The sequence below is a fragment of the Peribacillus sp. YIM B13477 genome (assembly GCF_042787955.1).
Taxonomy (GTDB): domain Bacteria; phylum Bacillota; class Bacilli; order Bacillales; family DSM-1321; genus Peribacillus; species Peribacillus frigoritolerans.
This window is the reverse complement of sequence record NZ_JBHZPD010000001.1, coordinates 493,985-508,224: the sequence shown is the minus strand read 5'-3', so window position 1 is coordinate 508,224 and position 14,240 is coordinate 493,985. Positions and strand designations below refer to the sequence as shown.

General features: G+C 41.2%; 14 protein-coding genes and 1 pseudogene. All 15 read right to left on the bottom strand.

Annotation, left to right across the window (positions count from 1 at the left end):
- Positions 1-105: 105 nt before the first annotated feature.
- Positions 106-657, bottom strand: coding sequence for a ReoY family proteolytic degradation factor (locus ACFX4H_RS02535; RefSeq protein WP_034307987.1), 552 nt, complete (start codon positions 655-657; stop codon positions 106-108).
- A gap of 41 nt (positions 658-698) precedes the next feature.
- Positions 699-1,970, bottom strand: coding sequence for a tetratricopeptide repeat protein (locus ACFX4H_RS02530; protein ID WP_283866026.1), 1,272 nt, complete (start codon positions 1,968-1,970; stop codon positions 699-701).
- Positions 1,971-2,339: 369 nt separating this feature from the next.
- On the bottom strand, positions 2,340-3,626 hold the full coding sequence (aroA, locus tag ACFX4H_RS02525; protein ID WP_377433759.1) for a 3-phosphoshikimate 1-carboxyvinyltransferase: 1,287 nt from the start codon (positions 3,624-3,626) through the stop codon (positions 2,340-2,342).
- Between the two features lie 22 nt (positions 3,627-3,648).
- The gene (locus ACFX4H_RS02520; RefSeq protein ID WP_034307994.1) at positions 3,649-4,752 is read right to left on the bottom strand and encodes a prephenate dehydrogenase; all 1,104 of its coding nucleotides are present in this window, start codon (positions 4,750-4,752) and stop codon (positions 3,649-3,651) included.
- 47 nt (positions 4,753-4,799) lie between these two features.
- The gene (gene hisC / locus ACFX4H_RS02515) at positions 4,800-5,912 is read right to left on the bottom strand and encodes a histidinol-phosphate transaminase (RefSeq protein WP_034307996.1); all 1,113 of its coding nucleotides are present in this window, start codon (positions 5,910-5,912) and stop codon (positions 4,800-4,802) included.
- Between the two features lie 81 nt (positions 5,913-5,993).
- Positions 5,994-6,362 carry a chorismate mutase gene (gene aroH / locus ACFX4H_RS02510; RefSeq protein ID WP_249597612.1) on the bottom strand — a complete coding sequence of 123 codons (369 nt, stop codon included), beginning with the start codon at positions 6,360-6,362 and terminating at the stop codon, positions 5,994-5,996.
- Between the two features lie 24 nt (positions 6,363-6,386).
- On the bottom strand, positions 6,387-7,466 hold the full coding sequence (aroB, locus tag ACFX4H_RS02505) for a 3-dehydroquinate synthase (RefSeq protein WP_034308000.1): 1,080 nt from the start codon (positions 7,464-7,466) through the stop codon (positions 6,387-6,389).
- 3 nt (positions 7,467-7,469) lie between these two features.
- Positions 7,470-8,642, bottom strand: a complete 1,173-nt coding sequence (gene aroC / locus ACFX4H_RS02500; protein ID WP_034308003.1) for a chorismate synthase — start codon at positions 8,640-8,642, stop codon at positions 7,470-7,472.
- 252 nt (positions 8,643-8,894) lie between these two features.
- Positions 8,895-9,669 (bottom strand): annotated as a pseudogene (locus tag ACFX4H_RS02495) (CheR family methyltransferase).
- A 184-nt stretch (positions 9,670-9,853) separates the two neighbouring features.
- Complete coding sequence (gene ndk, locus ACFX4H_RS02490) at positions 9,854-10,300, bottom strand: nucleoside-diphosphate kinase (protein WP_034308008.1); 447 nt, start codon at positions 10,298-10,300, stop codon at positions 9,854-9,856.
- 96 nt (positions 10,301-10,396) lie between these two features.
- Positions 10,397-11,359 (bottom strand): heptaprenyl diphosphate synthase component II, encoded by a 963-nt coding sequence (gene hepT, locus ACFX4H_RS02485; RefSeq protein WP_249597613.1) that lies wholly within the window; start codon positions 11,357-11,359, stop codon positions 10,397-10,399.
- Positions 11,360-11,393: 34 nt separating this feature from the next.
- On the bottom strand, positions 11,394-12,104 hold the full coding sequence (locus tag ACFX4H_RS02480; RefSeq protein ID WP_034308012.1) for a demethylmenaquinone methyltransferase: 711 nt from the start codon (positions 12,102-12,104) through the stop codon (positions 11,394-11,396).
- Between the two features lie 3 nt (positions 12,105-12,107).
- Entirely contained in the window at positions 12,108-12,938 is an 831-nt protein-coding gene (locus ACFX4H_RS02475; protein ID WP_034308014.1) for a heptaprenyl diphosphate synthase component 1, read from the bottom strand.
- Between the two features lie 246 nt (positions 12,939-13,184).
- A complete protein-coding gene (gene mtrB / locus ACFX4H_RS02470) occupies positions 13,185-13,433 on the bottom strand; it encodes a trp RNA-binding attenuation protein MtrB (RefSeq protein ID WP_034308017.1) in 249 nt (82 codons plus the stop codon).
- A 20-nt stretch (positions 13,434-13,453) separates the two neighbouring features.
- Positions 13,454-14,020 carry a GTP cyclohydrolase I FolE gene (gene folE, locus ACFX4H_RS02465; RefSeq protein ID WP_034308020.1) on the bottom strand — a complete coding sequence of 189 codons (567 nt, stop codon included), beginning with the start codon at positions 14,018-14,020 and terminating at the stop codon, positions 13,454-13,456.
- Positions 14,021-14,240: the final 220 nt, after the last annotated feature.

Sequence of the window (14,240 nt, the reverse complement as noted above, 5' to 3'; positions counted from 1 at the left end):
TATAACATCTTTACCATATACCCATAGTCTTTACAAAAATGTGGATTTTATCAATGTTTTATAAAAAATAAAAACCTTTCCTGTTTACGGAAAGGTCAATTTATTTCATCCAAGTACTTTCAATTGATTCAATTGTTCGGTTAAATCCTTAAATGCTTGTTCATCATGCTTATCAAGTGCTTCATCGATTTCCTTAAGAAGACGGTCCCTTTGAAAATACAACATGCTTCTTTCTAAAAATTGTTCAGCTAGGAGCTGATCTTTTTCATTCGATGCCGTCGATTTCGGCATGAAGGGATTGTGCTCGAGTACCGCTGCATATTGATAGGAAGAGTAAGACGATTTAAAATTAAGCTGAATATAAATGTCTTCGTCCCGATTTAAACGGATATCATGAAAAGATTTCTCTGCATCGGTCGTCATGATATTGGACTTATAGAACCGGAAAGGGACCTCATCCACACAATGTGTCGACATGATCAGTCCACGTGGGCAATATTGTGCATTTTCTACAAAATGGACCTTTTTCATCAGTTGATCATGACTCATTAAGTAATTCAATATCCACACGCATTCTCTTCGTTTCAGTTGATAATGATTTAAGAACCACCGAATAAAATCCTTCTTCTCATTCACAGAAACAGGGGCAGCCACCATGAATTCCCTCCTCTGTCTTGATTTAGTTTTATTTCACTTATCTACATTTCCTCTGTGCTTTCACCTAGCCGCTCCAAGATCATTGCATACTCATCATTCGCAGGATTCATATCAAGCAGCTTATTAAATACTTCTCTAGATGTGGCTCTGTCTCCTTCTTCAATTAAAAAGAAACCATAATCTTCAAGGAAATCTTGATTGCTCTTGAATGAATTATATGCTTTATGATAGCTGGTTAATGACTCTTTAAATTGTTCGGTATGCTGATAAGATACAGCAGCAATCCAGTCAAACTGAGGATCATCCTCTCCATATCGCCTTACTTCACCTATACACTCCAATACATCTTCATACCTTTCTTGGTGCATATACAATTTCAAAAGGGTGAGTGCAGCTTCCAGATATCCCGGATCAATGGCAAGTGCTTCTTTAAATAGATTTTCAGCCTCTTCGTCAAGCCCGCTTTTCAAGGCTATTTTACCACCGAAGAAGTAAAGTTCCTTATTGAATTCATCAGCCTTGATTCCTTCTTTGACCGTTTTCAAGGCATTTTCGAGATCTTCAAGATGTTCATAACTCTTTGCCAGGTACAAATATAGTGAATGATATTCATGATCTAATTCTTTCAGTTCAATAAACTTTCGTACGGCTGTCTCATAAAGACCTGCCTGAAAAGCTGTAAATGCATATTCAAATAGAGTATTGATTTCAAGTCCGTCCTTCAAGGCCTTCTCAAAGTACGGAAGGGCCTCCTCGAACTTGCCCGAGCTGCTTAATGCTTCAGCAAGCCTCTGATTGACATTAACACCAGCGATTTCTTGTTCCTGTTCCAAAACCTTTATGTAATTTGCAATGGCTTCCTGATCCCTGCCTTGATGAAAGAACAGTTCAGCTAGTGCAAAATCAATGATGACCTCATCTGGAAGCATTTCCTTAGCCTGCAGTAATTTCCGTTCGCTGACCTCATCCATCCCCTGCAATTGATATAGGTCCGCTTCCAAAAGCAAAGCACTTGGATATACTTCATCATCTGCACTTACTTTTTCAAGCATCAGCATCGCTTCATCTTCCTGGTCCATATCAATTAGGATTTCCGCCAACGAAACAATCAATTCTCCTTCATCGGGATAGAGTTGCAGCAGATGTTCAAAAAGATCCTTTGCCTCTTCCGCAAAGCCAAGCTGGAGCATTTCTTCGGCCAGCAATAAAATGTCCTCTGCTGACTCTGATGATTTAATTCGATTTATATGTTTAAGAGCTTCTGTTAATTCCCCTTTTTTTAAATGCTGTATAACTTGTTCCACTGTGTTCATTGTTGAATCCTTCCTTTTGCATGATAGACTTGGTCCCTAGTCATACACACTCACGCCATAATGTAACATACTCTGCCATTAAGAACAAAATACCATGTAATCGCGAGATGCATAGTAAACAGTATTCATTAGTTTACCATACTGCAGCCTTGTATTCCATCGATGAAGTCCCCTCCCATTCTCATTAAAAAAAGGTTACTAGTTAATTCTCCATGCTACGGTAAATCTCCTTTTTGATCTTGAATCCCTTTTTCATTATTTTCATGATCAAATCAGGTACAAAATACCCCTGATGTTAGCGCTTTCAACACTTTTAAGCATTTAAAAAAAGTTTACAGACCAAATAAGGTATGTAAACTTTTTTTATATTTACTTTATCAATTGCGTCAAATGCCCAAAAAATTGTGGATATGATACATCGATGGCATCAGGGTCGGCAAGTTCCACTTCCCCTTCCGTTATCAAAGCCGCTACAGCAAGCATCATCCCGATACGATGATCCCCATGGCTTGTAACCATACCTCCATTCAGGGCTTTACGGCCTTTGATGATCAATCCGTCTACTGTCGGGGTTATATCCGCCCCCAGGATGGAAAGCTCATTTGCAACAGTATCAATTCGATTCGTCTCTTTCACTTTTAATTCTGCTGCATCCTTGATCGTCGTTATCCCTTCTGCCTGTGTCGCCAGAAGTGCAATTACCGGTATTTCATCGATGAGACGGGGAATTAAATCACCGCTGATGGTCGTTCCTTTTAACCGGGAGCTTCTGACCGTGATGTCACCTGCAGGTTCGCCCTCGCTCGTCTTCTTCTCTATCGTGATATCAGCCCCCATCGATTTCATGACTTCGATGATTCCAGTCCTTGTCGAATTAAGGCCCACATTCTTTAATACCACTTCACTATTTTCCGTAATCGCTGCAGCCACCATGAAGAAAGCTGCCGAAGAAATATCACCCGGCACATGGATGGCCCTCCCTTTGAAGACTTGATTTCCGCTTACTTTAATCGTATGGCCGTCCTTTTCGATTTTACCGCCAAACTCCTGGATCATTCGTTCTGTATGATCACGGGTCTCTTCCGGTTCGATTATGATCGTTTCACCTTCTGCCTGTAAACCAGCCAAGATTATCGCAGATTTCACCTGTGCACTCGCTACAGGCAATTCGTAGCGAAACCCTTGTAATTTGCCTCCTCTTATGGCAAGGGGGGTATATTCGGCTCCTTTTCGGCCATCAATGGTTGCTCCCATCTGACGTAGTGGGTTGACTACCCGGGTCATTGGACGTTTGGCTATCGATTCGTCACCTGCCAAAACGGCTGAAAAATCCTGTCCTGCCAATATGCCCATCATTAACCTGATCGTGGTACCAGAATTTCCGACATCCAGTACTGATTCAGGTTCCTTTAATCCATTAAAACCTTTGCCTTCAATTTTGACGTGCTGGCCATCTTGTTCAATATGGACCCCAAGCTGCTTAAAACAGGAAATCGTACTTAAACAATCAGCTCCTGGAAGAAAATTAGTTACTGTCGTTTCCCCTTCGGCAAGGGCTCCAAACATTATCGAACGATGCGAGATCGACTTATCTCCAGGTATGGCAATCGAACCACGCAATGTTTGGATGTTCGTTTGTAATTTTTTAGTATTCATAAAACCATCCTTCCCTATATTATTATGCCAGGATCGTTTCATAATCTGTATGTCTTGAAATACACTCCGCAGCTTTTATGCGATCAACATCCGTTTGGAAACTGATGACCAGCACGCCGTATATCTCTTCCCTGGTTTCAATGATCCTTATGTTTGTAATGCTGATACCTTCTTGTGCCAAATAGCCGGTAATCTCAGAAATTATTCCGGCATAATCCGGTATATCGATATATAAATCATAAAACGCTGGTATGGCGCCTTTCGCATGTGTCGGCAAATCATCCCTGAAAATCTTGGCATCGGTAAAGAATCGAAGGATTTCTTCACTTTCTTCATTCGCAACCAGACCTTTTATATGCTCCATTTCATTCAGCCAATCATTCATTAATTCAAGCAGCACATCCCGGTTATGTAACAAAATGTCACGCCACATTTCCGGACTGCTTGAGGCGATTCTGGTAATATCCCGGAATCCACCTGCTGCGAGCCTTGAAATCAACTTGTTTTCCTTACTGTAGTTTTCTGCCTGCTTGACGAGCCCTGATGCGACAATATGTGGAAAATGACTAATGACCCCAGTCAGCTTATCGTGTGTGGCAGGACTAACAATAAGAAAGTTAGCTCTTGTCCCCTGCAGCCACCCTTTCAGCTGCTCAACTCTTTCTTCTTTGATGGTGTCCCCGGGAGTAAGCAAATAAAATGCATGTTCGAATAAATGTAATTTGGCTGCCGCAGCGCCGCTCTTATGGGAACCAGCCATAGGGTGCCCCCCAATGAAGGCCACCCCTTTATCTATCAATGGTTTCGCTGCCTTAACGACTGTATCCTTCGTACTTCCTGCATCAGATATGAGGACATCACTTTTTAAATCCATATCAGCCAATTGAGCTAAAATCTTCACGGTTTCATTGACAGGCACAGCAAGTAGAATCAAATCAGCTTCACATGCTCCCGCTTCCAAAGATGATACAGAATCATCAATGATCCCCAATAGCATCGATAGTTGAATATTCTTTTCACTTAGGTCCATACCAACTATCACGGCTTCAGGATGTGCATGGCGTACAGCCATGGCCAATGATCCGCCTATTAGACCTAAACCTATTACAAAAACCTTACCCTTCACTCTTCTCTCCCCCGCATCTTTTATGCTCCTCTAGGTATGATGAAACGTTAAAGCAGCGAATCAGAAGGTGCCTCAACTTCATTCAAAAAAGCTTTAATAGCATGGATCATTCCTTCATTTTCTTCCGTAGAACCAATCGTTACCCTCAGGCTGTTAGGAAAACCGAAAGATTTCCCCGACCTTGCGATGAAGCCGCGCTCAAGCAAATATTGAAATACCACATCGGCATCCTGTTTAAAATGGATAAAGATGAAATTACCTTGTGACGCGTAATAAGCCAAATTTTCCTTATTGCAAAATTCATAGTACTGCTTTAGCCCTTTTTGATTTTCTTCCTTGCATTTTTCAATGAAGGCCTGATCTTCCAAAGCGACGATAGCAATATTCTGTGCAAATGTGTTTACATTGAAAGGTTCCCGGGATGGATCTAGTTTCTGGATGATATCCTCATCCGCCAAACCGTACCCTACCCTAAAACTGGCAAGTCCATAAATTTTTGAGAAAGTCCGGAGTATGATCAAATTTTTATATTTATTGATCCATTGATTCGTTCTAGGGTAATCCTCAGCCGTTGCATATTCACAATAAGCTTCATCCAAAACGATAAGAACATCTTCCGGCACTTTTTCGATGAACGATAATAAGTCCTGTTCCGAAATGTATTTACCTGTTGGATTATTTGGTGTACAAAGCCATACAACCGATGTTTCATCATCTATTACTTTAAGCATTCCTTCTAGGTCATGAGCACCGTCAATATGAGGAACTTCCCTGATTTCCGCTCCTTCTAGTATGGCATTATGGCGATACTGCGAAAAAGTGCCTGTTGCCATGACCGTATTCTTTCCAGCTCCCAATAGACTCCTGGAGATGATTTGAATGTTCTCATCAGATCCATTTCCAAAAATAAGCTGAGTTTCTTTCACACCTGTATGTTTCGCAACAGCTTCCCTTAGCATCGTTGCATATCCATCTGGATAGATGGCAAACGAATGGGTTGAATTCCTAACGGATTCCTTGACCTTTTCCGAACAGCCAAAAGGATTTTCATTTGAAGCTAATTTCGTGATTTTTTCCAACCCGTATAATTTTTTCACTTCATCAGTGGATTTTCCCGGTTGATAAGACTTCAAGGAAAGGACCGCTTCATTCCATTTCATGTCAATCACCTCTATATTTTTATCACTTTAAAGTAAGAAAGTGTGAGATTAGTATATCATATTCATAGATTTATGATCATCTTATATCCGCTTTGTCAAATCTGGCCGTAATACCGTAGCCCCTGCCTGGTATATATGCTGTATCTCTTTTTGAGATTTTGTCGTATTTACGTGGATCATGACCCGGATGCAAAATGGCAAGGAATTGCTCACCGGTATTTCTTTCATGCATGTAACCGGTACATAAGTCCAGCCTTCGAATTTCCTCAAGGCTTTGGCAGGGAAGACAGAACGAATCTCTTCCGTAGCAGAAAAAAATACAGAAGCTACCATATCGGGATCAACTTCGTTGACCTGAATGATCTCGGCCATCAACTTTTCGACAGCAGAAATCACTTCCATTTCTGTGTCACTTTCTACTGTAGTGGCACCCCTTATTCCTCTTATCACACATAGTCCCCCTTCTACTGAACTCTAAATCATCTCCGCCATTTCCTCTATCAGCTCAGAGTCGGCTATATCCATTAATAGCGGTGACCCTACTTCGTTTAGCAGGACAAAGGTAGCTGCATCATTGACCGATTTTTTGTCTGTTTTCATTAATTCAAGCAGCATTTCATGTTCAAGTCGGGTTGGAATGGTTATTTGATAACCTAAAGAAGAAACCCAGGCAATAAACTCATCTAGTTTGAAATCGAGATCCACTTTCTTTCTGCTTAGTTTAAGAGCGTATACCATCCCGATTAAAATCGATTCCCCATGCGTAAAGTTTCCGTATCCCATTGAACCTTCCACTGCATGTCCAAGCGTATGACCAAAATTCAAAAAGGCACGAATGCCGTTTTCCTTCTCATCCTCTTCGACAATTTTAGCTTTAATGCTAATCCCTTTTGTAATCATGGTAAGGAATTGCTCATCCGTTATATCATTCAAATCAACAATATTCGACTTTAACCATAGATAAAGCTCATTATCTGCTATCAAGGAATGTTTAATGACTTCTGCAAAACCTGACCTTAATTCTTTAAGTGGCAGAGTCTTTAAAAATTCCAGATCATAAATGACGGCTTCAGGCTGATGAAAGGCCCCAATCATATTTTTCCCCAGCGGGTGATTGATGGCTACCTTGCCGCCCACTGCACTGTCGTGGGCAAGCAAAGTCGTCGGAACCTGTATAAATGGAATCCCTCTCATAAATGTAGCTGCAACGAATCCAGCCAAGTCACCGACTGCACCGCCGCCAAGGGCAATAATCAATGACTTGCGATTAATCTGTTGTGTTAAGCAGAAGCTTTGGCATTCATAAAACACATCGAATGTTTTAGCATGCTCCCCCTCTGGCACTACATGATGCAAGACCGGTTTTCCCGTCTTGATCAGGGCGTCCTTCACAGTCTGCAAATGAAGTGCCGCCACTTTCTCATCAGTTATGATCAGAATCTTGTTTAGATGATTCAGCTCTTGTGTTATTAATTCGGGCAATTCATTGATTGCCTTCTTGCCAATTAAAACCGGATATTGCTTGGAAGCCGTTTTTATTTGGATGGATTCCATGATTTAAAACCCCTTTACTTCTTCCCGATATGATCTTATGTACTCTGCTAATTGCTCATAACGATCTGAAGGGAATTGATCAACGATGGCAGCCGCCAGTTCCCATGCCACTACCGCCTCAGCAACTACTGCTGCTGCAGGAACCGCACAACTATCGGAACGCTCGACACTTGCTTCAAACACTTCCTTCGTATCAATATCAACACTTTTCAAAGGTTTATATAAAGTGGGGATCGGCTTCATCACACCGCGTACAACTATCGGCATTCCAGTTGTCATACCGCCTTCAAAACCTCCAAGGCGATTGGTTTTCCGGTAATAACCCTGTTCTTCATCCCATGCAATTTCATCATGGACATCACTGCCGAATAGATGGGCCGCTTCAAATCCTAGACCTATTTCCACCCCTTTAAATGCATTGATGCTCATTATCGCTGCGGCAAGTTTTGCATCAAGCTTACGGTCATAATGCACATAACTTCCCACTCCCACCGGCATTCCTTCTACAATGACTTCGACGATTCCGCCGATGGAATCTCCTTTTTGTTTCGCTTCATCAATTGCATCCTTCATCTGCTGCTCTACGTTTTTGTCGAAACATCTAACGGAAGATTCTTCTGTTACCTGTTGCAATTGCTGGATCGTTTCGTATTTTGGCGGTTCTGCCTTCACTCCGCCAATTTCCAAAACATGCGATGCCACTTCTATCCCCAATAAAGACAATAGTTTTTTTGCGACAGAACCTGCCGCCACCCTTACTGTCGTTTCACGGGCTGAAGAGCGTTCCAGAACATTTCTCAAATCGCGGTGCCCATATTTAATCCCGCCGTTCAAGTCGGCATGACCAGGACGAGGCCGGGTGATTTTACGTTTAATTTCTTCAGCTTCCTCTTCTGAAAGCCCTTCACTTCCCATAATCTTTGTCCAATGTTTCCAATCATCGTTCTCGACCACCAAAGCAACCGGTGAACCGAGTGTGTAGCCATGTCTGATTCCTGAAGAAATAAAAGCCTGATCTTTCTCGATCTGCATCCTTCTTCCACGTCCATGCCCTTTTTGCCGGCGTCCCAATTCTTGATTGATATCCTCATTCGAAATCGGCATTCCTGCCGGTAATCCTTCAATGATAGTAGTCAGTTGCGGACCATGTGATTCCCCCGCTGTTAAATATCTCATCTTCCAGCCCCCTTTTAGCACTTTAAAGTGTATATGTATCAATATACCACAATTTTATGAAATGTGGGTATATGTAAAACGTAAAAACCATATTGTTTGAATTTAATCACTTTTCACTCTATTTTACAAGTACTTAAACATTTTCGATATAGTTTTTCTTTTAAATCAGAGTTCTACTGGATTTGCTATTACTCGACAAACGAAAAGGACTGAACGCCCATGAGCAGAATCAGTCCCTATTTTAAAAAGTATTTACTTTTTCTTATAAAAAAATGTGTCGATCGTTTCAAATTGATATTTTCCAGGGGTGAATATTTGCTCTGTACTTCCTACAAAAAAAACCCCGCCGCTTCTTATTGATGCACTGAATTTTTCATATAACAAATTTTTGGCTTCTTCCGTGAAATAAATTAGCACATTGCGGCAAACGATTAAATCGAACCCCTGTTCAAAACGATCAGCGAGAAGATTTTGCTTTTTAAATGTCACCCTACTCTTTATTTCTTCATCAACACGATAAAAGTCCGCTTTTTTTCAAAGTATTTCCTTTTGATTTCTTCAGGCACTTCATTTAAGGAACGTTCAGGATACACCCCCAACTTCGCTCGCGCCAACACATTTTCATCCAGATCCGTCGCCAATATCTCTATCTGGCTAAGTGGAACCAGATTGGATAAAATCATGGCAAGCGTGTATGGTTCCTCGCCAGTTGAACAGGCCGCACTCCAAATCTTCAACTTTTTTTTTTGCTTGCTAATAAACCTGGAAGGATTTTCCGCTCCAACACTTCCCATCTTTTCGCATTTCGATAAAATTCGGAAACATTGATTGTCATTCTATCCAGAAACTCATTTAAAACTTCGGGATTGGTTTGAATGTCTTTATGGTATTCACGAAATGAATGATATCCTCTTTTTTCATATAGAGATGTCAATCGCCTTTTCATTTGCCCTTCCTTATATAATGCCAAATCAATGCCTGTCAGCGTTTTGATATTGTGAATAAACTCTTCATATTCTTGAGGCATTCCTACGACTCCCCTGCACATAATTATTTAAGTGGTCCTTCCCTTTATATATCGGAGAGTGCCATATTTTCTTTAAACTACAATATTTCCTTACCATCCCGGGAAGCTAAAAAAGCAAAAAAAAAAGCGGGTTCCATCGCATAATGACGATGAAACCCGCTTCCTATATAGTGATGAGTACTAATTAATAAACCCACTCGTTTACAAGTTTAGAATACTCAACAAGTTCTTCTTCTTTGAAGAATAAACCGATTTCACGTACAGCGCTTTCAGCTGAATCAGATCCGTGAATGATGTTTTTGCCGACAGTTACCGCAAAATCGCCACGAATTGTTGCTGCTGCTGCATCTTTAGGGTTAGTAGCACCCATCATTTGACGTGCTGTAGCGATTACATTTTCACCTTCCCAAACCATTGCGAAGACAGGACCTGAAGTAATGAAGTCCACTAATTCGCCAAAGAAAGGACGTTCTTTGTGCTCGCCATAATGTTGCTCAGCCAATTCTTGAGAAATGACCATTAATTTTGCTCCTGCAAGAAGGAAGCCTTTCTTTTCGAAACGGGAAACGATTTCACCGATTAAATTGCGTTGAACGCCGTCAGGCTTTACCATTAAAAATGTTCTTTCCATGAATGTCACTCCTAATATGTATCATTGTTATTTGCCTATATAAGGCAATACTTTTAGAATATTACCATTGTTTGATGAGTTTCGCAACTCCCATTATCAAAACTTTCTTTTTCCGATATTTTTCGCGATATCCGATAAAGTTTTTCTAGCTTTAATGGCAGGAAGACCTTTCAACTCAGTAAAAGCTTTTTCTAAATACATATCACTGATCCTCGCTGCCTGTTCAATGGCACCGGAAGTTTTTATCGCATTGATTATATGGGACATTTCATCTTTTGGCGTATCTTCCCGAACAGTTTCGATAAGCTTTTTTAACTTTGGATCCTCCATAGCGATCAAAACGGGTAAAGTGATATTACCTTGAATCAAATCACTCCCGGCCGGTTTACCAAGTTCTTCTTCCGACGCCGTAAAATCCAATATATCATCGGTGATTTGATAGGACATACCGACATAATATCCGAATTTAAATAGCTTTTCATGAATTCCCTCTTCAACACCTGCTGAAATGGCTCCCAACTGGCAGCTGGATGCAATGAGCAATGCCGTTTTCCGTTTGATCCGTCTAAAGTATATCCGCCAATTCTGTTCGAAATTATACTTATCTTTAATTTGTTCAATTTCCCCAAGACATAGTTCAACCATGGTATCAGCGAGAATTTGATGCGCAAGCGGAGACTCGATGACCGCCATCATTTCCAGTGCACGAGCAAAAATGAAGTCGCCTGTGTACATCGCGACACGATTATCCCATTTCGACTTGATGGTAGCCGACCCCCTGCGTAAATCCGCATCATCCACAACATCATCATGTACAAGGGAAGCCGTATGAATCAGTTCCAGAGTCGCTGCGACATGCTTTACGACATGAATATCATAGTTGCCAAACTTCGCACCCAATAGGACGAATACCGGACGGATCCGTTTTCCACCGGATTGCAGTAAATGCAGGGAAGCGTCCCTTAAAACCGCGGAATCCGCTTCAATTGCGGCTTCCAGTTCTTTTTCTATTAATTGCAAATCTGCATTCAAAAATGAATACATCATCTTAAATTTCATACATTCCACCCAGCTTTGTCCATTGCTATTCTGCTTATTTTGAAGGCTTGTACCCGAAATGTGTTGCTGCTACCCCACCGAAATGGGCTTTATAACTGACATTTTCCATTCCTGCCTGCTTAAACATGTTTTCAAGCTTTTTCATGCCTGGGAAATCTCGAGCCGATTCCTGCAGCCATGAGTATTCACTATAGCTTTTTGCGAATAATTTGCCGAACATGGGCATGATGAAACGGAAATAAAAATAATATCCCTGTTTAAAGCCTAGCATCGTTGGCTGTGACGTATCCAGGCAAACGACCATACCACCTGGCTTCGCTACACGGTTTAACTCTTTAAGCACTTTCATGTAATCAGGGACATTCCGCAGCCCGAAACCGATCGTGACATAGTCAAAGCTATTATCCTCAAAAGGAAGTTCCATTGCATTCCCATGCATTAGGGAAACTTGATCCAGATTGAGTTCCTTCACCTTTTGTTCGCCGATTTTCAGCATGTTTTTACTAAAATCCAGACCAACAACCTTTCCTTCTGGTCCTACTTCATTAGCAAGGGCAATGGTCCAGTCCGCTGTTCCACAGCATACATCCAGTGCATGGGCGCCTTTTGGGACATTCATGATGGCCATTGTAGCCTTCCGCCATTTAAGATGCTGTTTAAAGCTGATGAGGGAATTCATCTTGTCATAATTTCCGTAAATCTTTTCAAAGACATGATGAACTTTTTGCTCTTTAGACTGCTCCATGATTCACCCTTCTTTCACATATGAATTTGCCATACTCTCTGTTTGTTCCAAGATGGCCTTCACTCTTTCCAGTAGTTCATCATCCAACTTTGCCAGCTTCCGCATCGAGCGCTCTACGGATTGCCTTGCTTCCCTCAGGCACTTGTCCAATTGGGTGCGCACCTGTTCTTCCTTTTCCGAAATGGGAACATCCCCACCGATCGAGTCATCAAAAGGCATTTCCCTTAGGACATTAAAAACTATTGATTCCCCCGACTTCATATAACTTCTCTTCTCGGCATGCAACCGTTTTAAAAGCAGCAGATCTTCCGATATCTCTATCCAGGCAGGCTCATTATAGTAATCCGCAAGTTTCTGAATCAGCGAAGCCTCGATCGCTTTTATCGTCATTAAAAGCGTTGGTACATCTTGAATCGACCCTTGTTGGTATAGAATGATTTTATTATCATTTATTTTTTTTATCGCGCTTGAAAGGATACGGATCATATCAACATTACCTATACTGGCAAGCCCTTGATAATATAAGCCACTATAGTAATCACCGGCAAGCACTTGTAATTGACGATTTTTCAATACTTCGGGCGACTCGATTCCTTCACCCGAATTCGAGACGATTTCATGGGTATCCAGAGCTATTTGCACTAACATGGTTGAAATGATGTATTGATTCCGTTTTTCGCTTGTAACGTCCAAATCGTTAAACAATCCCCAAAGCAACATCAGTTTATCTTCGTCCAAGCTTGGCTTTTGTATATACTTCAACAAATATGGATGTTGAGCTTTCGTTTCTATTAATCGTTTTAATTGCCTTATGTCGTCCGTTATGTTTAACAATTGAGATCACCCTTGCATCCCCGAAAGATAATTTTTTTCATACATATTGGTTTCTGTCTGTGTAAAATACACATTATTATACCATAAAAACAATCAGATGAAATGGTCAACGTTTATAAAATGAAACTTCCAAAAACAAGGAAATCATCGACTTTTGCTCTTCAAAAAATGGATGCGGGAAATTTACAGCTTGTTAAACGCGATATCAGGTGATTGATTTATAATTAACCAAGCATTGAGAAACGATCATTTGTCAGGTGAATTCTTTTTCGAATCACTTTCTATCTCTCCGAATGGAGTATAGACCTTTGCATGGCCCCTGATTTTAATTGCCGAGGTATGCTCCGTGAATTGTGCGATCATCACCTCTCCTGAGTCCAGTTTTTCGGAGTGGTGAAACTTGGTGTCCGTTCCCCTTGTCAACCCGATGACATTCACACTATCCTCAATGGCTTTGATTACGACAAAATCATTCAGAATCTTTTTATCATTCATTTTTTCCTGCCCCCATATCCTTAGTCTTTAATGAATGCCAGTACTTCAGCTCTAGTACGGTGATCCTTCGCAAACGTTCCCCTTACAGCTGAAGTCACTGTTTTAGATCCGGGTTTTTTCACGCCTCGCATGGTCATGCACATATGTTCAGCCTCTACTACAACCATTACACCATGAGGCTCGAGCTTTTCCATTATCGAGTCTGCAACTGTAGATGTGATGCGCTCTTGAAGCTGCGGACGCTTCGATACAGCCTCAACCGCCCGTGCCAATTTGCTTAAACCAGTCACTTTTCCGTTTTTCGGAATATATGCTACATGGGCTTTCCCGTAAAAAGGGACTAAATGATGTTCACATACCGAGTAAAACGGAATATCCTTTACAAGTACGAGTTCTTCATGGTCCTCCCCAAAAACAGTATCGAAATATTCCTTTGGATCCTGATTAAGTCCAGAAAAAATTTCTTCATACATTCTGGCTACACGAGCAGGAGTATCCAGCAGTCCTTCCCTCGTTGGGTCTTCCCCTACAGCCTCGAGAAGCATTTTAACCGCTTCTTCTAATTTGGCATGATCAACATTCGCCATTTTTTGTACCTCCTAAAAAATCAATAATATTATGTATTCAGATAAAAAAACCAAAGCGCGTTGCACCCGGAAATCCATAATTGCAATTATAAAGCGACCGATTACCCAAAGATTGAAGCCCTTTAAAGGCGGTTTCGCCGGAAGCGGTTTCGGATGGGTATTTTCTTGTGACAGATTTACCATCTGAAGCGTATCTAAAATATTCACTGTCTTTTATATT

What these genes read in the sequence shown, in the direction of transcription:
- ACFX4H_RS02535 (WP_034307987.1), bottom strand. Translation starts at nt 657, where the DNA reads ATGGTGGCTGCCCCTGTTTCTGTGAATGAGAAGAAGGATTTTATTCGG.
- ACFX4H_RS02530 (WP_283866026.1), bottom strand. Translation starts at nt 1,970, where the DNA reads ATGAACACAGTGGAACAAGTTATACAGCATTTAAAAAAAGGGGAATTA.
- aroA (WP_377433759.1), bottom strand. Translation starts at nt 3,626, where the DNA reads ATGAATACTAAAAAATTACAAACGAACATCCAAACATTGCGTGGTTCG.
- hisC (WP_034307996.1), bottom strand. Translation starts at nt 5,912, where the DNA reads ATGAAATGGAATGAAGCGGTCCTTTCCTTGAAGTCTTATCAACCGGGA.
- aroB (WP_034308000.1), bottom strand. Translation starts at nt 7,466, where the DNA reads ATGGAATCCATCCAAATAAAAACGGCTTCCAAGCAATATCCGGTTTTA.
- aroC (WP_034308003.1), bottom strand. Translation starts at nt 8,642, where the DNA reads ATGAGATATTTAACAGCGGGGGAATCACATGGTCCGCAACTGACTACT.
- ndk (WP_034308008.1), bottom strand. Translation starts at nt 10,300, where the DNA reads ATGGAAAGAACATTTTTAATGGTAAAGCCTGACGGCGTTCAACGCAAT.
- hepT (WP_249597613.1), bottom strand. Translation starts at nt 11,359, where the DNA reads ATGAAATTTAAGATGATGTATTCATTTTTGAATGCAGATTTGCAATTA.
- ACFX4H_RS02480 (WP_034308012.1), bottom strand. Translation starts at nt 12,104, where the DNA reads ATGGAGCAGTCTAAAGAGCAAAAAGTTCATCATGTCTTTGAAAAGATT.
- mtrB (WP_034308017.1), bottom strand. Translation starts at nt 13,433, where the DNA reads ATGAATGATAAAAAGATTCTGAATGATTTTGTCGTAATCAAAGCCATT.
- folE (WP_034308020.1), bottom strand. Translation starts at nt 14,020, where the DNA reads ATGGCGAATGTTGATCATGCCAAATTAGAAGAAGCGGTTAAAATGCTT.